Annotated in this window: 18 protein-coding genes and 1 pseudogene; 12 read left to right on the forward strand and 7 right to left on the reverse strand. The window is 50.9% G+C overall.

Annotation, left to right across the window (positions count from 1 at the left end; translation table 11 throughout):
* Positions 1-263: 263 nt before the first annotated feature.
* The 5 genes from ACQ4N8_RS24695 to ACQ4N8_RS24715 form a co-directional block, all read right to left on the reverse strand.
* The gene (locus ACQ4N8_RS24695; RefSeq protein WP_430707010.1) at positions 264-764 is read right to left on the reverse strand and encodes a hypothetical protein; all 501 of its coding nucleotides are present in this window, start codon (positions 762-764) and stop codon (positions 264-266) included.
* Between the two features lies 1 nt (position 765).
* Entirely contained in the window at positions 766-1,506 is a 741-nt protein-coding gene (locus ACQ4N8_RS24700; RefSeq protein ID WP_430707011.1) for a hypothetical protein, read from the reverse strand.
* 546 nt (positions 1,507-2,052) lie between these two features.
* On the reverse strand, positions 2,053-3,921 hold the full coding sequence (locus ACQ4N8_RS24705) for a DNA/RNA helicase domain-containing protein (protein WP_430707012.1): 1,869 nt from the start codon (positions 3,919-3,921) through the stop codon (positions 2,053-2,055).
* A gap of 15 nt (positions 3,922-3,936) precedes the next feature.
* Positions 3,937-4,269 carry a nucleotide pyrophosphohydrolase gene (locus tag ACQ4N8_RS24710; RefSeq protein WP_430707013.1) on the reverse strand — a complete coding sequence of 111 codons (333 nt, stop codon included), beginning with the start codon at positions 4,267-4,269 and terminating at the stop codon, positions 3,937-3,939.
* Between the two features lie 223 nt (positions 4,270-4,492).
* Positions 4,493-4,819 (reverse strand): hypothetical protein, encoded by a 327-nt coding sequence (locus ACQ4N8_RS24715; RefSeq protein WP_430707014.1) that lies wholly within the window; start codon positions 4,817-4,819, stop codon positions 4,493-4,495.
* A gap of 594 nt (positions 4,820-5,413) precedes the next feature.
* Here ACQ4N8_RS24715 and ACQ4N8_RS24720 point away from each other — a divergent pair.
* Both ACQ4N8_RS24720 and ACQ4N8_RS24725 read left to right on the forward strand, forming a co-directional pair.
* Positions 5,414-5,497: a putative holin-like toxin gene (locus ACQ4N8_RS24720; RefSeq protein ID WP_430707034.1), complete on the forward strand. Its 84-nt coding sequence runs from the start codon at positions 5,414-5,416 to the stop codon at positions 5,495-5,497.
* Between the two features lie 252 nt (positions 5,498-5,749).
* A complete protein-coding gene (locus ACQ4N8_RS24725) occupies positions 5,750-6,025 on the forward strand; it encodes a ClbS/DfsB family four-helix bundle protein (RefSeq protein WP_430707015.1) in 276 nt (91 codons plus the stop codon).
* 211 nt (positions 6,026-6,236) lie between these two features.
* Here ACQ4N8_RS24725 and ACQ4N8_RS24730 read toward each other — a convergent pair whose 3' ends face one another.
* Positions 6,237-6,455: a helix-turn-helix domain-containing protein gene (locus tag ACQ4N8_RS24730; protein ID WP_430707016.1), complete on the reverse strand. Its 219-nt coding sequence runs from the start codon at positions 6,453-6,455 to the stop codon at positions 6,237-6,239.
* On the reverse strand, positions 6,395-6,757 hold the full coding sequence (locus ACQ4N8_RS24735; RefSeq protein ID WP_430707017.1) for a sigma-70 family RNA polymerase sigma factor: 363 nt from the start codon (positions 6,755-6,757) through the stop codon (positions 6,395-6,397). Before ACQ4N8_RS24735 ends, ACQ4N8_RS24730 begins: the two co-directional genes overlap by 61 nt.
* A gap of 246 nt (positions 6,758-7,003) precedes the next feature.
* On the opposite strand from ACQ4N8_RS24735, the gene ACQ4N8_RS24740 reads away from it, so the two are divergent.
* From ACQ4N8_RS24740 to ACQ4N8_RS24785, 10 genes and pseudogenes are all read left to right on the forward strand, one after another.
* Positions 7,004-7,408 (forward strand): hypothetical protein, encoded by a 405-nt coding sequence (locus tag ACQ4N8_RS24740; RefSeq protein WP_430707018.1) that lies wholly within the window; start codon positions 7,004-7,006, stop codon positions 7,406-7,408.
* 92 nt (positions 7,409-7,500) lie between these two features.
* Positions 7,501-14,298 (forward strand): HYR domain-containing protein, encoded by a 6,798-nt coding sequence (locus ACQ4N8_RS24745; protein WP_430707019.1) that lies wholly within the window; start codon positions 7,501-7,503, stop codon positions 14,296-14,298.
* Positions 14,299-14,396: 98 nt separating this feature from the next.
* Positions 14,397-14,663 (forward strand): hemolysin XhlA family protein, encoded by a 267-nt coding sequence (locus tag ACQ4N8_RS24750; protein ID WP_430707020.1) that lies wholly within the window; start codon positions 14,397-14,399, stop codon positions 14,661-14,663.
* Between the two features lie 44 nt (positions 14,664-14,707).
* Positions 14,708-15,499, forward strand: a complete 792-nt coding sequence (locus tag ACQ4N8_RS24755; RefSeq protein ID WP_430707021.1) for a DUF1906 domain-containing protein — start codon at positions 14,708-14,710, stop codon at positions 15,497-15,499.
* A 157-nt stretch (positions 15,500-15,656) separates the two neighbouring features.
* Positions 15,657-19,739: an HNH endonuclease gene (locus ACQ4N8_RS24760; RefSeq protein WP_430707022.1), complete on the forward strand. Its 4,083-nt coding sequence runs from the start codon at positions 15,657-15,659 to the stop codon at positions 19,737-19,739.
* Positions 19,740-19,773: 34 nt separating this feature from the next.
* On the forward strand, positions 19,774-20,172 hold the full coding sequence (locus ACQ4N8_RS24765) for a tetratricopeptide repeat protein (protein ID WP_430707035.1): 399 nt from the start codon (positions 19,774-19,776) through the stop codon (positions 20,170-20,172).
* Between the two features lie 10 nt (positions 20,173-20,182).
* Positions 20,183-20,605, forward strand: coding sequence for a hypothetical protein (locus tag ACQ4N8_RS24770; protein ID WP_430707023.1), 423 nt, complete (start codon positions 20,183-20,185; stop codon positions 20,603-20,605).
* Positions 20,606-20,670: 65 nt separating this feature from the next.
* Positions 20,671-21,126: pseudogene (locus ACQ4N8_RS24775) on the forward strand (immunity protein YezG family protein).
* Between the two features lie 235 nt (positions 21,127-21,361).
* Positions 21,362-21,922 (forward strand): hypothetical protein, encoded by a 561-nt coding sequence (locus tag ACQ4N8_RS24780; RefSeq protein WP_430707024.1) that lies wholly within the window; start codon positions 21,362-21,364, stop codon positions 21,920-21,922.
* A gap of 37 nt (positions 21,923-21,959) precedes the next feature.
* On the forward strand, positions 21,960-22,178 hold the full coding sequence (locus ACQ4N8_RS24785; protein ID WP_430707025.1) for a hypothetical protein: 219 nt from the start codon (positions 21,960-21,962) through the stop codon (positions 22,176-22,178).
* Positions 22,179-22,351: the final 173 nt, after the last annotated feature.

Raw genomic sequence — 22,351 nt, forward strand, 5'->3', positions numbered from 1 at the left:
TGATCGCCATGAAAAATGCACCCCTTATATTTCATCGGTTTACCCAAGGGGGGTTTCCAATGTCTAGTATAAGGGGTGCACTCCACTAATAAAAGTTTGATGGTTTGGGTATTTGATAAAAAAACTCAAGATTGCCGTGCCTTTGGTTTTTACGAGGTCTAGTGTTTCGTCACTCTATTCAGCCCCCTCCAAATTCTCCCTCAACTCAGAATTCCAGAAGTACAAATAGCGTAAAAAAAGGAGTGAAACGGCTATTCACCGTTTCACTCCTGATTGCTACTTGACCACAAGTTGTTTTGCTTCTTTTCGTCGAATACGTCATTGATTTCGTTAAACCACTTCTTGCCGCTTCCTCCAAAAATAATTGTATTTGAAGCTTTATTACCGAAGCCCTTTCTAACCTCAACATTTCCAGAAGATGTGACGCGGTACTCTAAAGTTAAATTGGTATCCGAAATAAACTCAATTCGAAAATCCGAATAATCACTTGTATAGCTTTTCGCTGGGCCAATGTCAGGAAATAATTTAAAAACTGTCCTATTTTTCATGAGACGAATTACATCGGCTATTTCCTGCTCATCCGTTGTTTTAATGGATAGAGTAGTAGAGCCCATACCGACTTTATTGTCAGAAAGTTCTACAACTACTCCCTTAATATGCTCATGTTTGTAATAAGTAGTTGTGTAAGAATACCCGCTATATAAAACCAAAGCCAAAAGTCCAAGAATCAGTACAGTTAGTAATATTATTATGCTTTTTTTCATGTTATAGCGCGTTGAATACTACACCTCCATATGTGTAATTTGAAAAGTACTCTGTAAATCCTCCATTAACATAACTTAACCATGCCTTTTCGTCACCCTTATAGTAATTGGGTGTATAGGCTGTCTTCTCTTCAGTATCTTTGTTAGTCATTTGACCAAAACCCGGGATATTTACAAAATTTTGAAAATGAGTTAAAGCATACTGGCCGTTAGATCCAAAATAATATTGTCCGTCTAAAACTACGTAGGTATTTTTTTTGATTACCGTTTGAACTAATTTGGCTGTATGAGTAACTTCAGTCGAGGAGGATACTTGGGAAGGGATGCCTGCCGTAAGAATTTTTACTAAATCCCAATAACCCAATGTTACACCATTAAGTACCTTGTCGGTAAAGTATTTGGCTGTCTCATTAATGGTTGTATTTAAATAATCCGTCCATTTTTGTTTTGTTGTTTTTCTAATTTCTGTTTCAGGGCTTATACCTTTGTATGTTACTGTTTCTTCATAATACGTTTTATCTTTGTAACCAACATAAGTTCTAGTAGCAAAAGTCGATATGTCCCCTTGATTGCCAGCCGGTATATATAAATTAATTTCACCTGAAGTAATTTCACCATTTTGGACTTTTCCAGTAAATTCTCGAATATCCTTAGCAGTTTCAGGTTGCAGTTTATAATTATTAATGGTTGATTCCACTTCTTTTTTATTATACGGATCGATTCTAATTTTTTGTAAAGGCACCTTAGATTGACTCATAATAGATTTGTCGATTTCAGAAAGTTGTTGATTATTGGGTTGGCTTTTATCAACTGTATCGTTCAAAGGAGATGCGAAAGAGACACTTATTCCTGAAAAAACAAACAAAAAACAGATAACATGATTGATAAGGTTTTTTTCATAATAAATATATCTCCTTATGGTTTATTTTGTTTCCTGTATTGCTCAATTAGAAATATGAAACATTATAAGAACATTGAAGGCTGGCCAGCTTTTCAATATTAACCATAAGTACTTAGAAACGTATATCTGAATAGCCACGTAAATATCATCCGAAACAGTAAACTAATTGAAATCTTTCACTACATGGAAAATAATAGCACTTAATCCGCCCTTTGAACAGATGATTTTGGAATAATATATAAATTATTAAAATTTCGGGATTATATACATATTTTTGAAATCTACAGTGAACAAAAAAGAAAACCATCAGCTTTTTATAAAGAGGCTGATGGTTTGGATATTCGATCAAAAAACGCAAGATTGCCGTGCCTATGGTTTTTACGAGGTTTAGTTACTCGTCACTCTTTTCAACTGCCCCTCCAAATACCCCCTCAACTCCGGGTCCCTACAATACAAATAACATCCCTTCATCCCTCTGGAAATCAGCACCTTATAGATGTTTTTGATCAGCTTGGTGAGCTGGTCGGGATTGTTTTTGAGGCCTCTCTTGCCCATGGTGTCCTTGTATTCATTGTAATCGGCGTAGAGTACCATCGTTGCCGGATCGTATTTCAGATCGTTGCCGATGATGACGCCGACGTAGTCGAATTCCAGGCCTTGCGAGGTGTGGACGCAGCCGATTTGCTCGACGCCGGCCTCGTGGATGGCCCAGGTGCTGGAGATGGAGCGGCCGTTCCAGGGCATTTGGAAGCCGTGTTCCGGGATGGTCACGTCCGCGACTTCGCCGTTGCGGTTGCCTTCGGTGTCTTTGGTCCAATCCCAGGCAAACCCGGCAAGCATCCGCGCTCTATGCCCGGTCTCTACCTTCGCTTTGATCTCTTCATAGACCGCATTCGGCGTGTCGAACAGTTTGAATTCAAAAGCTTCCCGGTCCCAGCCGTTAAAGTTGGCCGTCGGGCGAATTTGCAGCACGTGGTCGATCCAGTTGATGAAGCCTTCGGCTCCCGAGCAGCGGAACTGGGCGGACAGCGTGTATTCGTGAATCTCGGAGCCGTAAGCACCCGCGATACGCTCGATTTCGGCCACGGTGCCGATGTCGTCCGGCCGAATCCGCTGGAACTCATCGATGAAAAAGACGTTGACCTTCGAGGCCTTGATAATATCCTCGATCTGATTGACGCCGCGGTATTGGTAAGCCCCTTTTCCTTTCAGGCGATGGGCTTCATCGACGACGAGGACGTCAAAGAAATTTTCCGGACTATCGACAAATTGCCCTGATCCTGCAAACAAGCCGCGGACCCGCGCTTTGTCCTTCGGCTGCTGCTTCGCCAAGGTCTCCACCATCACCGTTCTAAAGGAGGCGTTAGGCGCTATAAACTTGGCATTCAGCTTTTGCTTCAGCAAGCCGCCCAGCGCATTCATGGAGATGACGGATTTGCCGGTGCCCGGTCCGCCTTGGATGATGATCGTTTTTTTCCGGCTCGTGTCTTTTGCCAGGCTGATGATCGTCTCGTAAGCCACCTTCTGCTCGTCCAGCAAAATGAACTCGGCGTTCCCTTTGAACAGCCCGTCCACGTGGTCGATCAGCTTTTTGGAGGGGCGGATTTTTCCGTTTTCGATTAAGTACAGCAGATTAATGCCGTTTCCTTTACCGACGTGTTGATGCAAAAACGCTTGAAGCTTCGCCGTATCGTCCGCCATAAATAAGGGCGCTTCCCGGATGATGTTTTGATAGCGTTCGCTCTTTAGCGGATCGGGCTCCGGCACGCGATAGTTATGTAAATAAGCGCAAGAATAGCTCTTTAGGTCGCTGCTGTGGATCGCTTCGTTCATGTCGTCCAGAAACTGGCGGTACGACCATGCCTGGTAAGACGGATGCGGGATCTCGCGCTGCCGGCCGTTGATATAGGCCACAACCACGTCCTCCCGGTCCGTCGCCCGGGCCGCGTCCCACTGCTTCAGCTCCACGATCACGAAGTTATCCCGGCCCGCAGTGTCCTGCCCTGCCACGATAAAATCGATGCGCTTGCTGGTCGCCGGGATGTTGTATTCGATCATGACGCCGCAATCGTCGGCAATATTGGAATTGCGGATGACGCGTTCCATGAACTGCATGGAGTTGTTCCAGGCTCTTTTTTCGCCCGGGCTCGGTTTCATCCCCATCCTATTAATAAAAGCTTGCTCGATCTCCACGGTGATTTGGTTGCGGTCCACCGACTCGCGAAACTGCAACGCATTGCTGCTATAAATAATCATGCTGTATCTGCACTCCTATAGCTCGGTATATTTGGTCATTTTGCCGAAAGCCTTGTCCACCGGATACTTGGCGCCGTTCCGCCGCATTTTGTCCCGAATGATCTCTTCGACGTTGAGGTCCAGCGCGTCGGTCAGATATACCGCGTAGATCAGCACGTCGGCCAGTTCGTCGGCGATTTCCTGTTTTTTCTGCGACACCGCGTCTTCGGACGATTTCCACTGAAAATTCTCCAGCAGTTCGGAGGCCTCCAGGCTTAGCGAGATCGCCAGATCCTTCGGATTGTGAAATTGTCCCCAGTTCCGCTCCTCCCGAAAAGCAAGCAGCATCTTGATCAGCTCTTCATTCATGTTCGTGCTCCTATCATTCCGTAATAGAGTTTGAGTCCCGCCCAACCCACGCAAAAAAGAGACGGTCCTCCCCTTGATCCGGGGCCCGCCTCTTGTCGTTTCTTGGTGTGGCCATGCTTTGGCCCGTGGTTGAATCTTCCTACTTCCAACTTATTACGGAACGGGGGATTCGTCAAATAGTCAAAGCAAAGGAACTTACCAGCTGTTCATCGTTTCACTCTTGCTATTTTAATCCAACTTTTAAGAACTTCTTCTCCCCTATGATGACCATCTTGGTATCTTTTCTAATGTCGCCTAAGTCATAAACCACACCATCCGAAGGTACGGGAGCATCGGGCGTATACTCAAAATCACCGAACTTTGTAGTTATGCCGTCAACATATTTTGCAGTTTTGGCATTCTCTATTTCCTCCGGGGTAGCTTTTCTGACAATCATGTTTCCTTTAGTCTTGTTACTCGTATCCGCAATATTCAGAAGCGCCACAAGCCCGACGGCACAAACCAACAAAGCTGCAGTGGCGATAAAAACAACTTTTTTTCGAATTCTCATCGGACTGATCTAATCCTCCTTAGATATTTCGTGGCGTTCTTCTCTTTAGGTTACTTAGAAATGGTCCCTTATTGGTTAAAGTTCAACCCTTTCATTCCTATGAGGAAAGTAACTACCAGTACGACTACAGCAATTATTGTAAAAATCCCGATTTTCCTAATAAAATGCAAGTTCACACCTTCTTAATCAGTATTAGTAGAACCGAATAGTTAATTATCGGTCACTGCTTCCACGAACATCTCGAACTGCTTTTCTTCCGTATACTCCTTTGTGATGCGACCTTCCGAGGTATAGGAAAGCCCATTATGACGCGTATATATCCTCTTGTCATTCTTGATGTGGCCATGCTTTGGCCCGTGGTTAAATCTTCCTACTTCCAACTTATTACGGATCGGGGGATTCATCAAATCGATTAGCCATAACGGGTTTGCGGTCTTGATGAGCGACTTTTTCTGAGGAATAGAACACGGTTCGAAGTAGAGTTAATAGACAGGAACGCTCGTACGCATTCTCGCATTGAGATAAAATAGAAGTACAATTGAATCTTGGGGGCATGGCTTCCCTTCGAAAGGAGGTGAGCCATGGAAGTAAAAGATGCAATCCTCATCATGGATTGGTTTTGGTACATTTGTCCTTGCACTTTTAACGTACATCGGGAATAACTTCAAGAGAAAATAAAATCCCACCCTAAGGTTACAGCCAAGGTGGGATTCTTTCGTCTGATCAACTCAGAAGGGAAACCCCTCCAAGCCAATTGTCGAGGCCAAGTGTTTCCGGCACTTGGTCTTGTTATCTCTAATCATAACACATAGAAAAAAGATCGACAAGAAAGTCAGATCCGGATTATCCAGAATCGGATACTGCTTCCGCAAACATCTGGAGCTGTTTTTCTTCTGTATAAAAAAGTCGAACGTGGAGGAATAAAATTCCATGCAGGGTTACGCCGATAAACATGCTTTAATTTCTGAAATTCAGAAAACCGCTCATCTATTTATCGCCGAAATTGAGGGGATATCCGAAACGGATAGAGCGAGGCGATTTGAGGAAGTCGACCGTACGCCGCAGGAGATGATTGCCTATCAACTGGGCTGGATGAGCTTAATCCGCGGTTGGGATCGCGACGAACTGGAGGGAAAAGAAGTCGTTACGCCAAAATTCGCAAATGGAAAAAATTGCGCTCAGCGAAGTAGTTTGGCATCCTCTTAACTTTCAACTTATTACGAATCGGGGGATTCGTCAAATAATCAAAACGGGATATTGATTACTAGTCAGATGAATTCGAGGATAACAGCGGTGGGAGCTTGTGTCAAATCTCGAAACGTCCGCTCCTGCGGTAATAGATAAAGGGGCGGCACGCCGGGCCACCCCTTTATCTATTGAAAGCCGATTGTATGGATATCTATAAGTAGAAGGCTTTTCATAGAGTGTGATAAACAATGTCTATAAGTTCGATTTTCAAAGTTTGGATGGCTTCTTCTTTCGGCAGCATGATGAATTTCGCCAAATATTCGATGTCTCCCGAGAATAGGGTGAGAATATCCTCCATTGAATCTTTATCCCCGCTTTGCGCTCTTTTTACTGTCTCGATAAAGTGACCAGTTGCTCTTTCAGAATCTCTAACCCCTTCCGCTTCCATTTGTTAACCCCCTGTTGAGTCATGTGTAAATCACGGGCGACCTCTTTCTCCGCAATGCCATCGATAACGGTCTTTCTGATGATGTACCTGCACTTCTCCCACGGAATCATCTCCAGCAGCTCGTCGACGAACAGCTCCGAAATGACCATGCTCTCAAAGCTGTTGTCGTAGATCATCTGATTGTCAAAGAGCGGTTTGCTTTCCCGAATTTGCTGGATTCGTGTCTTGTACTGGATTCGCCAAGCCGAACGTTTCAACAATTTCCTGCAGGTTTCCACCAATTCATCGTCACAGGTTACCATCGCTTTTCCCCCCATTCAAAATGGTTGAGCAGCTAGAGTTGTATCCTTATATAACAAGTAAAATATTCCATAGATTCCACAACTAACAAAAGTAACAATTTTACATAGTTTCTAGTATTCTACTTAAGGTTGTAAATTTATTGGTTAAAGTACCATTTGATATGTACAAATATGCATCATCTGTAATCTATTGGAAAATGTTGCTGAAGTTTCTCGGGGAAAACAACCTATTGGGGAGGGATGCACATGAAGGACGCGATTGCTGCGGAATGGATGGAACTGGTATTCACCTTGTTTGCTATACCGGTTCTTGGCCTGCTGTCGAGATCGTTTATCACGTATATCAAACGCAAAATCGCAGACGTCGAGCAGCGGATCGGCAATGATGCGGTGAACCAGCTCCTGGCGCTGGCGGAGAATGCCATCGAGTCGGCGGTGACGGCTGTGAATCAGACCTTCGTTGAGAACATGAAAAAGCAGGGAACTTTTGATTCGTCAGCGATGGCGGAGTCGTTCCGGATGGCTAAAGACAAGGCGCTTGCCATCATCGGGGAGCAGGCCAAGGATGGGCTGAAGCTTGCGCTAGGCGATATTGAGGCATGGCTGGAAGCGAGGATCGAGTATTACGTGAACCGCGGCAAGAAGTTGTAAAACGCAGCTCGGATTCTCCTTTGAATAGTAAAGGAGGGTCCTGACTTTTCATAGGTACAGAAGGTCATTAACAAAAAGGTTAGGGGATGCTAATGAGACGAATTAAAGCAGACTTCAAACAATTTAGGCATGGAAAAGCGGGTAGACTTTCCAAATGGCTGGACTTTGTCCTGCTGGCGCTGCTCCTTGTATTCGGGGCATTGCAGGGTTACGCCCGGGCAGAGCAGGCGGGAGCGGATTCGGGCAGAGCATATGCCGCTCTGCACGAAGACCGATCGGCTGAAGCCGATCAGCCGACTGCAAGCGTACTTGCAGCAGCGCCTGATACGGTGACCGGCTCGGTATATAACAAGGATGATACGCTCGGCATGATTCTGCACAGCGGTGCAAATCTGGTTGCGCAGGTTCCGGTGCAGGGAACCTTAAGCACGGCATCGCCGCTGCTGCAGCAGATCAAGCTGTCGCAGCCGTCGACGGTTATTCCCGGGGGCCGCGGCTTCATGCTGCCGCAGATCGTCAGCGTGAAGGACCCGTCAGGCCATCCGCTTGCCGGCGTGCCGGTTACCTTCGAGGCTGCGCCGGACAACACGATCACGGCGGTGATGAGAGGGCTGAACAGCAACGTCATCACGGTAACGACGGATGCGAACGGCATGGCGTCAGCCGCCAACACCTATCCCGGCTACATCGGGGAGGGGTACCAGGTGTACTCCATGAGCACCGGTGTTATCCGGACCTTGGATGTCAAAGCAACCGTAGCGGGGCTTGCGCCGGTTACGTTCCGGGTAGAGGTCGGAGCGGTCGGCTCCAATCAGGTGGATACCACGCCGCCGACGATTACGGCGAGCGCGCTTGACGACGCCGGCGCGACCTACATCGCCGGAACGTGGACCAAGCGAACGGTAACGGTACATTATACGGCGGCGGATACGCTGTCCGGAATCAAATCCGTGACCGCCGATCAGGTTTACTCCAGCGAAGGAGCGGGCCAGACGGCGACAGGCAAGGCGGTGGACGGCGTCGCGGCAAGCGACGATGACAAGAACCATACCTCTACCATAACCTTCGGTCCAATCAACATCGACAAGACCCCGCCGGTAACCGTCGCAACAAGCGATGGCCTGGCGTCCGGGGGCTGGAACCAGGATAAGGTGAAGCTGCATTTCGCGGCGGAAGACCCGTTATCCGGCATGGCCTCCATCTACTATAAAATCGGTGAAACCGAAGCCGTCGAAACGGCCGGTGACTCCGCCGATCTGGAGATCAGCGCAGACGGCACGACAACCGTCAGCTATTGGGCCGCCGATAAGGCAGGCAATACCGAAGCCGTGCGAACCGTCACGGTGAAGATCGACAAATCCAATCCGGAGATTACGAGCATCCTGAGCCCGGCGGCGAACGCAAGCGGCTGGAACAGCAGCCATGTTTCGGTAACGCTGAATGCGGCGGACGCCAATTCCGGGGTCAAGGAAATCCATTATAAGCTGGGCGAGACCGGGGAGGAGCGTACCGTAACCGGAGCCTCCGCAACATTTAGCGTTACAACCGAGGGAACGACGCCGCTCTCCTTCTGGGCGGTGGATGCGGCCGGAAATACCTCGCCCATCCAGAGGACGCAGGTGAAGATCGACAAGTCTAACCCTGTGCTGACCGTCCCTAGGGACATTACGATGGAAGCGACTGCGGTCCGTACGCCGGTCCAAATCGGACAGGCCACGGCACAGGACGTCTCCGGCGACGAGACAATCCTAACGAACGATGCGCCGGCCGATTACCCGATCGGCACGACAACCGTGAAATGGACGGCAACCGACCCGGTCGGCAACGTTACGTCGCAGGTGCAGAAAATTACGATCATCGATACAACCAAGCCCGTACTTACGGTGCAGGGCGATATCGTGGTGGAAGCAACCGGCATCAAAACTCCGGTCGTCGTAACCGGAGCGGCCGCTACGGATATCTTTCCGGTCGTTGTGACGAGCGATGCGCCGAAGGAATTCCCGGTCGGTACGACAGCCGTGACCTGGACCGCCACCGATGCGAACGGCAACGTCATTCATGCCGCGCAAAACGTCATCGTGGCCGATACCACCAAACCGGTCATTACGGCGCCGGCGGATATGACGAAGGAGGCAACAAGCAGAAGAACCCCGGTAGCGATCGGAACGGCGACGGCGACGGATATTTTCCCGACGACCATCAGCCATAATGCCCCGGCCGACTATCCGGTCGGCACAACGAAAGTAGCCTGGAAGGCCGAGGATGCAAACGGCAACGCGGCATTGGCCGAGCAGGCGATTACCATTACCGATACGACGAAGCCGGTGCTGACCGTCCCTGGGGATATTACGGTTGAGGCCAGCGAGAAACGAATGAAGCTCGACATCGGCCAAGCCACGGCGACAGATATCTTCGATGTAACGGTAACAAGCGACGCGCCTGCGGATTATCCCGTCGGTACGACCATCGTGACCTGGACCGCCAAGGACGAGCATAACAATGTATCCAAGGGCGAGCAGAAGATCACGGTAACGGATACGACAGCTCCGGTGCTGACCGTGCCTAAGGACATTACCATGGAAGCGAACGATATTTTGACCAAGGCAGACCTGGGACAGGCGACGGCAACCGATGTGTTCGATGTAGACGTGACCCATAACGCGCCGCAAAGCTTCGCCGTCGGGAAGACGCTGGTAACCTGGACGGCTGTAGATGAGCACGGCAACAAGACCCAGGGCACGCAGAGCGTAACGATCACCGACACCACCAAGCCGCTGGTAACGCTGCCGGGCGACAAGACGTCGGAGGCGACGGGCGAACGGACCGGAGTTGACATCGGACAGCCTGTGGTGACCGAGATTTTCCCGGTAATCGTTAGTCATAACGCACCTGCAGATTATCCGCTGGGTACCACTGTAGTTACCTGGACGGTGACGGATGCAAACGGCAATGAAACCATCGGCACCCAGAAAGTCAACGTTGTGGATACGACCGAGCCGGCGCTTTCCGCTCCGAAGGACATTTCAATAGAAGCAACCGCTGTGCGTTCAAAGGTGCAGCTTGGCGAACCGACCGTATCGGACTTATTCCCTGTAACCGTAAAAAATGATGCGCCAAGCGATTTTCCGATCGGAACGACAAAAGTAAACTGGACGGCTACCGACTCCAGCGGAAATGTATCAACAGCTGTGCAGAATGTGAAGGTTGTGGATACGACGCAGCCGTCGCTTTCCGTTCCTCCCGAGGTGCGGGTGGAAGCAACGGCGGTCCGAACCCCGGTGACGATCGGGCAGGCGACGGCACAGGATATTTTCCCGGTTACGGTGACCAGCGATGCGCCGGCTGATTATCCGGTCGGCACGACGACGGTAACCTGGACAGCCACGGATGCCAACGGGCAGGTATCGACCGGCACGCAGAAGGTGATCGTTAATGACACCACCCTGCCGGTACTGACCGTGCCGCAGGAGATGAGGGTAGAGGCGACAGCGGTAAATACCCCGGTTCAGATCGGGCAAGCGACGGCAACCGATATTTTCCCGGTAGATGTAATCAGCAACGCGCCGGCCAGCTACCCGCTGGGCAAAACCATCGTTACCTGGAAGGCAACGGATGTGAACGGCAACATCAGTACGGGCACGCAGACGATTACCGTAGTCGATACGACCGCGCCAGTGATTGAGCCTGTTCCCGACCGCACGGTTGAAGCCAGCGCCAAGCTTACGCCGGTAGAACTGGCTCCGCCTTCAGCGACGGATATTTTCGCCGTCACCGAGGTCAGCTGCGACGCGCCGGCCGCTTTCCCGCTGGGCACGACTACCGTGACCTGTAGGGCTACGGATGCAAACGGCAATGTGTCGACTTATGTGTATAAGATTACGATTATAGATACCACAAAGCCGGTGCTCACGCTGCCGGAGGATGTACAGGCAGAGGCTACTGCTTTGCAAACCCCGGTTGAAATGGGTCAGGCGACAGCGACAGATATCTTCGATGTCACCGTGAAGAGCAACGCGCCGAAGGATTATCCGCTGGGCGTGACGGAGGTCACGTGGACCGCTACCGATGCGAACGGTAACGTCTCCAGCGGCGTGCAGAGGGTTACGGTCGTCGATACGACCAAGCCGGTGCTGCATGTACCCGAGGACAAGACAGTTGAAGCCACCGCGATGAATACGCCTGTGGATATCGGCCAGGCGACAGCAGAAGACATTTATGAAGTAACCGTAAGCAGCAATGCGCCGGAGGTTTATCCGCTGGGCATCACCGAGGTGATCTGGAAGGCGGTTGATGCGAATGGCAATGAAAGTACGGGCGTACAGAAGATTACGGTCGTGGATACGACGAAGCCGGTGCTTGACGTACCGGAGGATCAAACCGTGGAAGCAACGGCTGTTAATACGCCGGTAAGCATCGGGCAGGCGACGGCAACCGATATTTTCGAGGTAACGGTGAGCAGCGATGCGCCGGAGGCCTACCCGCTTGGTACGACGGATGTGAAGTGGACAGCCGTAGACGCTAACGGCAATGCGGTAAGCGGTGTGCAGAAGATTACCGTCGTGGATACTACGAAGCCGGTGCTTGAGGTACCGAAAGATCAAACCGTGGAAGCGTCGGCCGTTAACACGCCGGTCGACATCGGGCAAGCGACGGCAACCGATATTTTCGAGGTAACGGTAAGCAGCGATGCGCCGGAGGCCTACCCGCTTGGCATAACGGATGTGAAGTGGACAGCCGTGGATGCTAACGGCAATGCGGTAAGCGGCGTGCAGAAGATTACCGTCATCGACACGACGAAGCCGGTACTGAACGTGCCGGAAGATCAAACCGTGGAAGCGTCGGCCGTTAACACGCCGGTCGACATCGGGCAAGCGACGGCAACCGATATTTTCGAGGTAACGGTGAGCAGTGACGCTCCTGCCGCGTATCCGCTTGGCACGACGGAAGTGAAATGGACGGCGATCGATGCGAACGGCAATGAAAGCACAGGCGTGCAGAAGATTACCGTTGTCGATACGACCAAGCCGCAAATGAAGTTTACCGGCTCGCTGCATACCGAGCTTGAGGCTACCGCACTGGCAACGCCGGTGGAGCTGGAAATTCCGGATGTGCCGGATATTTTCCCGGTAACGTTAACGACGGATGCTCCAGGATACGCAGAGCAAGGGCCGATTACCGGCTCCGGCACGATTACCGCCAACTTCCCGCTTGGCACAACCAAGGTCACATGGACCGCACGCGACAGCAGCGGCAACACAAGCCTTGGCATCGTGACCGTGACGATTACGGATAAAACCAAACCGGCGCTGAGCGTGCCTGCGGACATTACGCTGGAAGCGACGGGTCTCCACACTTTTGTAGAGATCGGCCAGGCAACGGCAACCGATATTTACAACGTAACGGTAACTAGCGACGCGCCGGCCGATTATACGCTGGGAACTACCCAGGTGACCTGGACGGCAACGGATGAGAACGGCAATGTGTCGACGGGCATTCAAAAGATTACGGTCGTCGATACCACGAAGCCGGTGCTGAGTCTGCCGGAAGACAAGACGGTTGAATCCACCGGCCTGCAAACGCCGGTAGATATCGGTCAAGCGACCGCAACGGATATCTACGAAGCGGATGTAACCAGCGACGCGCCAGCCTCCTATGCACTCGGAACCACGGAAGTGAAGTGGACGGCGACCGATGCGAACGGCAACGTGAGCACTGGCGTCCAGAAGATCACGATTGTAGATACGACGAAGCCGGTGCTGAATCTGCCGGAAGACATGACGGTTGAATCCACCGGCCTGCAAACGCCGGTAGATATCGGTCTAGCGATGGCGACGGATATCTACGAAGTGGATGTAACCAGCGACGCGCCAGCCTCCTATGCACTCGGAACCACGGAAGTGAAGTGGACGGCGACCGATGCGAACGGCAACGTGAGCACTGGCGTCCAGAAGATCACGATTGTAGATACGACGAAGCCGGTGCTGAGTCTGCCGGAAGACATGACGGTTGAATCCACCGGCCTGCAAACGCCGGTAGATATCGGTCAAGCAACGGCGACGGATATCTATGAAGTGACTGTATCCAGTGACGCGCCTATCGCTTATGCACTTGGAACCAACGAAGTGACGTGGACGGCGACCGATGCGAACGGCAACGTGACCACAGGGGTGCAAAAGATTACGGTAGTCGATACCACCAAGCCGGTGATAACCGCACCGGCGGATGTGACGGTAACGGCGACCGGCATCAAAACGCCGGTAGATTTGGGCCAGGCAACTGCAAGCGATATTTTCGGCTACACGCTGAAAAATGACGCTCCGGAAGGCGGGTTCCCGTTAGGACAGACCGCCGTTACCTGGACGGCAACAGACCCAAGCGGCAACGCTTCGACGGCTGTGCAGTACGTGACCGTAAATCCGGCCTATATCATCCAGTCCTACAACGGCAACCGAAGCAACAGCGTCAATACGATTACGCCGCGGATTTCGTTCGAGAACACGAGCAGCAGCACCATTCAGCTCTCGAACCTGAAGCTCCGGTATTACTTCACAGTAGACGGTGATAGGAGCCAATCCTTCTTCACCGATACGGCGCGGGTTACCGGTTCGTCTACCAACCGAAGCATTAAATCTTATGTATCGGGAAGCTTCCAGAAGACGGTAAGCAAGCCGACGAGCGATTATTATCTGGAAATCAGCTTTGCCAGCGGAGCCGGAACGCTGAAGCCGGGAGAAAAGGTTCTTGTGGAGGGTTCCTTCCGGAAATCGATTTTCGCATACTATACGCAGTCCAATGACTACTCCTTCAATCCGTCTGCACGCGATTACGCGGACACCGGCAAAATTACGGCTTATCTGTCCGGCAGTCTGGTTGCGGGTATGGAGCCGTAAGCGATTAAGGATCTCGGGGCTGATGCTTCCGGCAGGGAGCGTCAGCCCGAAATCCGCTGTAGCGATTGACGATACGCTTCTTAACCGGGGGTAGGGACATGCCTGACGACATAAATGAGATTTTGCAGCGGTTAACCCGCGTAGAAACCAAGCTCGACATTATGAATACCGCGCGGGATATCGCGCTTGAGGGTGTGCAGAGTAGCAAATCGGCGCACCTGCGCCTCGACGAGATGCGCGACGAAATTGCCAGGCTGAAGCTGCGGCAGGGCGAGAGCCAGCGCTGGCTGGTGGGAACGATGATTAGCGGGGCCGGATTATTCATCGCCGCTGCCGGGTTGTTGATCAAAATGATGATCGGGTAAAACCGGGAACGGATGAGCACTGGCCATGAAAGGAGAGCAATGAAATGATTAAAGGATTTGACTGCGCAACGCCGTTGACGCTGAAGACGGCGAAGTTGTTTCGCGGCGACGGGTTTGTATTCGTCTGCCGTTACCTGGTGCCTTCCGGCTGGAAAAGGTTGACGCAAGCAGAGGTGGAGTCCATCAGCGCTGCAGGCCTGCAGATCGTTTCCGTGTTCGAAACGACGGCAAGCCGGGCGCTTGGCGGACGCGCAGCCGGACTAGCCGACGGCGCCACGGCCGCAAAGACGGCCAAAGTGCTGGGGCAACCTGCCGGCAGCAGGATTTATTACGCCGTGGACTTTGATGCGACAGCCGCGCAAATGCAAACGGTGATCGAGTACATTAAAGCCGCCGGGGAAGCCGCGCAGGGTTATACCTCCGGCGTTTATGGCAGCGTTGCCGTCATTGAAGCGGCTAAGCGCGCCAAAGCCTGCACAGGCTTCTGGCAGACCTACGCATGGAGCAGAGGACGCAAAGCAGACGGCCTGCATATTTACCAATATGATAACGGCCCGAAGGGTCTCGGGCAGCCGATCAACGGCGTGAACGTGGATTTGGATGAGGCCAGCGGCGAGGCAGGCTGGTGGAATACGCTGGATGCCGGCAAGCAACCGCCGGAGAATCCCAAGGGAGGTCAGGAGGAGTATATGCTAAACAAAGAGGATGCGAATAAGATAATTGCCTTTTTACAGGCGGCTTATATGGCGGCGGGCAGCCAGGATTCAAGAGCGGAGTTTCACCGGTTGGCCAATGAGCTGAGAAAGGCGTCGGGGCAGCCGATAGACAATAAGTAGGAGAGAGATTTGTTTTACGCCACCCTTGGGTGGCTTTTTTGGCGTGGGCTTCATGTTCCAGAAATTTTTAATGAAATAATTTATGGATTCGGCTGTAAAAAGAGCGGCGGATTTTACTTATCTGTAGAATCGATCTTTTTACAGGGGGGGACCCAGCTTGCAGACCAAGGCAACCGAAAACGCCAAGGAGAAAGAGCAAGGCTCCGGCGGCGGGAAATTATATAAAGAATCCTTTACGGCCTTGCGGCAGCCGGCGGCGCCAAAGCCGGACCCGGTGGAAATCGTCCGCCGGATTCGGCAAAATCCGTCCGCATTAACCCGGCAGGACACGCTTGTTCTTCGTCAAACCATGGGGGAACGAGCGGCCATGCAACTCCTATCCAGGCTGGCGGGTGCCCGCAAGGATGAACCAGCAGCAGCCGCTAAAGACGCTGGTAAGGAAAACGGCCAGAATGAAGGCAAAGCGGCTGCAAAGGCGCCGGAAACACAGCCTTCCGTTCAAGAGCCAAAGGAGATTGGCACCGCCGAGACGTTTGCGGAGGCGCCGATCCTTTTGGCGCAGCCTTTGGAGCCAGCGGCGAAAGCGGGGGCTGCTTCGCCGGCGGCGCAGCAAACGCCTGCAGCGAATGAGGCGCAGCCTGCGAAGCAGGAACAGCCGGCACAGCAACCTGCGGAGAAGAACGAGCCTGCGGTTAATCCAAGCGTGCAGTCAGGTCCGAAAGCAGGGCAGCAGTTCAAGGCAGAGCCGGTTCTGGCGGGTAAGGCCGCAAACGAAGCGAAATCGATTAAGGATGAGAAGAAAGAGGCAGAAGCGGCCAAGGCTGGTGAGGCCCAGACTCAAGCCGAAGCCAAGGCCAACAGCAAAGCAGGCAATGACGAGGTTAAGGAAGGCAAGCCGGAAGCAAAAGCGGATAAAGGAGAGTCCAAGGAGGCCAAAGAAGGCAAAGACAGCAAAGAAGCGCAGAAAAAGGAAGCGAAAGCGGAGCCAGAGGGTTCGGGAGGCAAAGGGCCGTCCTTAGCCGATGCACTCGGGTCGCTGGCGGATGACAAGGAAGCACCGGCCAAGGCCAAGAAGGTAACGATCCGGGCCGAAGAGCCGGGCGAGGTGTTGGGTCAGCTGGCACAGGTGCCGCCTACCGAGATGAAGGAAGCCTATTCTCAGGCCGTCACCGTTTCCGCAGGTGCGCTGGATAAACAGAAAGCGAAGACGCAGCAGGCGCTGCCGGTCATTCCGGCGCCGACGGGCCTGTCCGGGAAGCTCCGCAAGGCGAGAGCAGGACTTCAGCCGCTTGCGCATAAGGCTCCCGAGAGCTTCAAGAGCGAGCGGACCGGCGGCGCTGGAAGCGGAAATCTGCCGGGGATGGATATCCGTTCCGGCGGATCAAACGACAATCCGGACGCCATCATGAGCGAGATCCGCTCCGCATCGGCTCTGCGGCCTAACGTTAACCTGTCCGGCGAAGCGGACCCTTCGCAAGTGGAGGGCTTCAGCAAAGAGGCTTCGCAGCAGGCCGGGGCGGCCAAACAGGCGGAGCTTAAACAGCTCAACGCGCCGTTTGGCGAGAACGATATTTTCCCTGAACCGGATCATGGTCAGCTTAAAGCCAAGAAACCGCTGCAAGGCGGCGGGCATCCGGGAGCCAAACCGCTGCCGCAGCTTGCAGTGCCTGGCGTGATGACGACGGGTCTCAACAAATCGCTGGCGCCGGAGCTGAAGAAGGAGCTTGGGGCCAAGCAGGCGGAGTACGGGAAGGAAAAAGCGAAGTTCGATACGGCGGTAGCCAGCTCCAAGGCGGATAGTCAGGCGGAAATCCGTCAGGCGGAGACCGAAGCCCGAAACAAACAGCTCAGCGAGCAGGCCGGCGCCAGGGGCGAAGTCGACAAGCTGAAAGGCGAGTGGCGAAGCGAGCTCGACGCGGCTGAAGCGGAGTATGCCGGACAAGCCGGATCGGCGGTGCAGCAGAAGAAGGGCGAGATCGAAAAGACACGGACCGAGAAGGAGCAGGAGGCGCAGAAACGCCAGTCCGAGGCGGAGCAGGAAGCGACCAAGGAATACGGCAAGGCCAAGAAAGAGGCCGACGGCAAGCAGCAGGAGGAAAAAGCCAAGGAGGAGAAAAAGGGCGGTTTCCTCGGCTGGGTGAAGGACAAGCTGGATGCCGTTGTCGCAGCCGTTAAGAAGGCGGTCAACTTCATTTTCGAGGGGCTTAGAAAAGCGGTTAAATTCATTTTCGAGAAAGCAAAGCAAGCCATCATCGGAATCATCGAGCTGGGACGCAAGCTGATCACCGGCATGATCAAAGCTTTGGGCACGCTGCTGAAAGGACTGGTCAAGGTCCTGCTGGCCAAATTCCCAGCCATAGCCAAGAAAATCTGCGACAAGATCGACGGCGCGGTGAATAAGGCCGTCAAAGCGGTCAACGCGATTGCCGAGAAGCTGAAGACGAAAGCGGCGCAGATCCTGGACGCCCTTGCCGCCAAGGTGGATCAGGCGCTTGCCGCCGTTCAAGCCTTCTACAATAAGTTGATCTCTTCCCTCGGCACGTTCCTTATCGGCGGAATCCTGGACATCATGGAACGCATTGGTGCGCTCGGCACAGCGGCCAAACGCTCTTTCAGCCATCTGGAGGGCAAAATGTGGGAATACCTGCTTGGCGTGGACATCTCCAAGCCGCTTGGCGCACAAGCTGCCGAAGGCGAAGCGGAAGAATCCTCCGAGGCCGGGCAGCAGCCGGAAGAGGAGCTTAAACTCAGCGACAACGACATCGAGATCGAATCGGTCGAGGAAGGCGAAATGGAGCCTGAACTGGTTGAAGAGTTGAATCTTAAGGACGGCGAAACGAAGGAAATGCCGGGTAGCAGCGATCCGGTGACGACAGAAAGTATCATGAAGGAATTCGACACGGGCAAGCAGGAGCAAAGCCTGGGGCAGAAAGTTGCCGAAGGAGCGTCCCTGCGCGCGAACAATGCCAAAATGGTGTTTGACCAGATCAAAACATATGTAATAAACTGGATGAAAGCCCACGGATTACAGCTCTTGGGAGGGATTTTGGCAGCGCTGGCCACGGTCATCGTTCTCGAAATCGTTACCGGCGGCGCGATCACCGCCGCACTTCCGGCCATCATGAACCTGATTACGATCGCCATGCAAGCCCAGGCGATCAAGTCGGTCATGGAGACGCTGGCTCAAGCCGCCACCCATATCGGCACCTATCTGAGCCAGGGCTGGCAGAAGATGATTGAACCGGCCGCGATCGCCTTGGCTACAGCCATGGCCATGGGACTGGTGGAGCTGGCGATGGAGCTCGGCATGAAGGGGCTTGGCAAAGGGCTCAAGAAAGCGGGAACCGCGGTTAAGAAAGGCGTCGGCGCAGCAGCCAAAGGCGTAAAGAAGGCAGTAGGCGCCGGAGCCAAAGGGCTGAAGAGTCTTCTGAAATCAGGCGCAACCCTGGCCTCCAAGAGCGGCAGCATGATCTTGCGTAACGGTAAAATCGTGATCAAGAGCCTGCAAAAAGGCTTCATGAAGGGGGTTGAAAAACTCCAAGACCTGATCGGCCGAATTCTTGGGAAGTTTAAGTTCAAGAAGATAACGTTCGAGCGCAGGAAAAACTATATTTTCATCTTCGGCGAGTTTAATCCGAAGAAGCTAATAGCCAAATTGCCAATCAAAGATGTTGATGAAGTCAGCGATAAAGCTGACGATGAAATCGCGAAGCTTGGGGCTAAAGAGCGTAAAGCACAAGCTAAGGGTAGCAGCGAAGGCGTTAAAGACACAGGAAATGTTAATGAAGGGTACTTCCAAGACTCAAATGAAAGATGGCATCGTCCTGAGGGAGGATACGCTAGTAACAAAGAAGTAGGATTACCTGAACCAGCCGGTCTCTCAAAACGTCTGGAGTATGTTGGCGCTACCCCTGGAAAAAACTCGAAAACCGGTAAAGAAGTAATAGAAAGAATGAGAAATGAAAATCCACCGAAAATTCGTACAACTCGCGACGGTCAAATGGAATTCATGGCGTCGAATGGAGGCTGGTATCCTATTGAGCAGGCAGATATGGCTCACGTTCACGATGCGGTTACGTGGTGGAATAACACTGGTAGAAATTATGGTGCAAAATCACCTGAGGTGAGAGAATGGATGAATAAATCAGACAATTATGTACTTGACCATTTTAGTCTCAATCGTTCTGAAGGCGCGAAGCTAGGGCAGCGGGAACGCTATTTACCGCCATTAAAAGATTAAAGGGAGGCATTGTATATTGGAAATTGATGATTCAATGTATGATCAGATTGCAGAGTTGTGCAATAAAGGCAATGCTTTTTCCGAAGAAAAACAGTATGTACAAGCAATTAAAAGCTACACATTAGCCCTTGACTTGGTCCCTCTGCCTAAAAGTAATTGGGATACAAGCACCTGGATCTATACAGCAATTGGCGATACGTATTTCTATGTTTGTGATTATGAAATGGCAAAACACAATTTTTATAGTGCATTAAATTGTCCAGATGGAAACACTAATCCTTTTATTTTATTGAGGCTTGGTGAAAGTTTATTCGAATGCGGTGAAATGGATAAGGCTAAAGAATATCTGTTAAGAGCGTATATGTTAGAGGGCTATAAAATTTTTCATGATGAAAATGATAAATATTTTGCCTTAATAAATGATTTAATTTAAGGAGGAAAACATGGCTAATCTACCGTCACCTGTAAAGGAAAAATTCGAAATTTTGATAAATAAAAGCAACGAAGAATTTAATAAAGGCAATAACGGTGAATCAATTTCATTATTAGAAGAAGCTTGGAACTTAATACCCGAGCCAAAGGGGATATACAGTGAGGAGAGTTACCATTTGGTGAAGGACATCATTTCTACTTACTTTATGATGAATGATTATCTAAAAGCAAAGGAATGGGCAGATAGAATATTCTTAACTGGATTTGACCGTATAGATTCTGGAGATAAGGAGTTGATATCCGGAAAATCAGCATATGAAGTAGGTGATTTCGAGGCAGCCAGAGAGTTCTTTAGGATTGCAAATAGAAAATCAGAGGGCAGATGCTTTGATAGTCCGGTAAATGCTAAGTACCTCAAGTTTTTTAAGAGTTAGGGAAGCTATTTTGAAGGCAATAATGAAAAGACTATATTTTATGAAGTAGAGGGTGAAGTATTTAATTGGAAGAAAAGTTAAATGCCCTATACAAAGAAATTGCTGAAACGGTTGATAATATGATTCCAGTAGAATGGAATAAGTTTTATTTCTATGCTCAAGTTTCGGAATCTGGCGGTGGAACATATTTTTTTTTACAGCCCTATATCTGATCCTGTGAAATTTGAGTATAGCCTTAAAATTCCAATGAACTATGAAATAAATGAAACAGAATTTGATTCAGGTAAAAGAAAATTACTATCTCTTGCTGAAGAGATGAAGAGTGTATTTGCAGAATATGAGCAGGATTTGTGGTATTCCTTTACTTTGAGTTTAGAGAATACTGGAAATAAAAAGTTCATTTTGATTATACTAATTGGTTTGACACCAACTATACTTTTAATAATCAAATGATCATCTGGAAATACAAGTATTTAAATGAACTTCCCACAATTGATAAGCATAAAGAAATAATAGATTAGTATCTTCTGGAATATCCTGACAACCCAATTTAAAAATAGGCCACCGTATACATTTTGAATACGGTGGCCTATTTTTTTCTTCAAGTAACGATTGTTACACCGAAGAAGCCTGGGGCAGAAAGTTGCCGAAGGAGTGTCCCTGCGCGCGAACAATGCCAAAATGGTGTTTGACCAGATCAAAACATATGTAATAAACTGGATGAAAGCCCACGGATTACAGCTCCTGGGAGGGATTTTGTTAGCGCTGGCCACGGTCATCGTTCTCGAAATCGTGACCGGCGGCGCGATCACCGCGGCACTTCCGGCTATCATGAACCTGATTACGGTCGCTATGCAAGCCCAGGCGATCGTGTCGGTCATGGAGACGCTGGCTCAAGCCGCCACCCATATCGGCACCTACCTGAGCAAGGGCTGGCAAAAGATGATTGAACCGGCTGCGATCGCCTTGGCTACAGCCATGGCCATGGGACTGGTGGAGCTGGCGATGGAGCTCGGCATGAAGGGGCTTGGCAAAGGGCTCAAGAAAGCGGGAACCGTAGTTAAGAAAGGCGTCGGCGCAGCAGCCAAAGGTGTAAAGAAGGCAGTAGGCGCCGGAGCCAAGGGGCTTAAGAGTCTTCTGAAATCAGGCGCAACCCTGGCTTCCAAGAGCGGCAGCATGATCTTACGTAACGGTAAAATCGTGATCAAGAGCCTGAAAAAAGGCTTCATGAAGGGGGTCAAAAAACTCCAAGACCTGATCGGCCGCATTCTTGGGAAGTTTAAGTTCAAGAAGATAACGTTCGAGCGCAAGATATAATGGTTATAATTGGAAAACCGATTCGGCTGCGATCGCCTTGGCTACAGCCATGGCCATGGGACTGGTGGAGCTGGCGATGGAGCTCGGCATGAAGGGGGTCAAAAAACTCCAAGGCCTGATCGGCCGCATTCTTGGGAAGTTTAAGTTCAAAAAGTTTAAGCTGGAGCGTAAAGGTAAACACATTCGTCTTTACGGCGAAGTAAATCCTTGGGTGCTGCTTGCTGATGGTACGATTGAAGAAGTAGACGACCTATAGGGGAACAGGAGAATATGGGGTAGCAAAAGGACATCATATTCATGCAAAATCGGCATTTAAAGATAGTATTGATTACGTCCAAAAAAGGGACTTAGTATAAGCCAAGATTTTATGAAGGAGAATGGCCTTGACCATCAGAAGATGACGAATAAACAAAGAGAACTCTTTAACAG

It is taken from the genome of Paenibacillus macerans, from assembly GCF_050565405.1.
Classification (GTDB): domain Bacteria; phylum Bacillota; class Bacilli; order Paenibacillales; family Paenibacillaceae; genus Fontibacillus; species Fontibacillus macerans_B.

Coding starts and splice junctions, on each gene's coding strand:
- ACQ4N8_RS24755 (WP_430707021.1), top strand. CDS start 14,708: ATGATTAAAGGATTTGACTGCGCAACGCCGTTGACGCTGAAGACGGCG.
- ACQ4N8_RS24730 (WP_430707016.1), bottom strand. CDS start 6,455: ATGGAAGCGGAAGGGGTTAGAGATTCTGAAAGAGCAACTGGTCACTTT.
- ACQ4N8_RS24695 (WP_430707010.1), bottom strand. CDS start 764: ATGAAAAAAAGCATAATAATATTACTAACTGTACTGATTCTTGGACTT.
- ACQ4N8_RS24725 (WP_430707015.1), top strand. CDS start 5,750: ATGCAGGGTTACGCCGATAAACATGCTTTAATTTCTGAAATTCAGAAA.
- ACQ4N8_RS24770 (WP_430707023.1), top strand. CDS start 20,183: ATGGCTAATCTACCGTCACCTGTAAAGGAAAAATTCGAAATTTTGATA.
- ACQ4N8_RS24710 (WP_430707013.1), bottom strand. CDS start 4,269: ATGAATGAAGAGCTGATCAAGATGCTGCTTGCTTTTCGGGAGGAGCGG.
- ACQ4N8_RS24740 (WP_430707018.1), top strand. CDS start 7,004: ATGAAGGACGCGATTGCTGCGGAATGGATGGAACTGGTATTCACCTTG.
- ACQ4N8_RS24745 (WP_430707019.1), top strand. CDS start 7,501: ATGAGACGAATTAAAGCAGACTTCAAACAATTTAGGCATGGAAAAGCG.
- ACQ4N8_RS24705 (WP_430707012.1), bottom strand. CDS start 3,921: ATGATTATTTATAGCAGCAATGCGTTGCAGTTTCGCGAGTCGGTGGAC.
- ACQ4N8_RS24735 (WP_430707017.1), bottom strand. CDS start 6,757: ATGGTAACCTGTGACGATGAATTGGTGGAAACCTGCAGGAAATTGTTG.
- ACQ4N8_RS24750 (WP_430707020.1), top strand. CDS start 14,397: ATGCCTGACGACATAAATGAGATTTTGCAGCGGTTAACCCGCGTAGAA.
- ACQ4N8_RS24720 (WP_430707034.1), top strand. CDS start 5,414: ATGCAATCCTCATCATGGATTGGTTTTGGTACATTTGTCCTTGCACTT.
- ACQ4N8_RS24715 (WP_430707014.1), bottom strand. CDS start 4,819: ATGAGAATTCGAAAAAAAGTTGTTTTTATCGCCACTGCAGCTTTGTTG.
- ACQ4N8_RS24765 (WP_430707035.1), top strand. CDS start 19,774: ATGTATGATCAGATTGCAGAGTTGTGCAATAAAGGCAATGCTTTTTCC.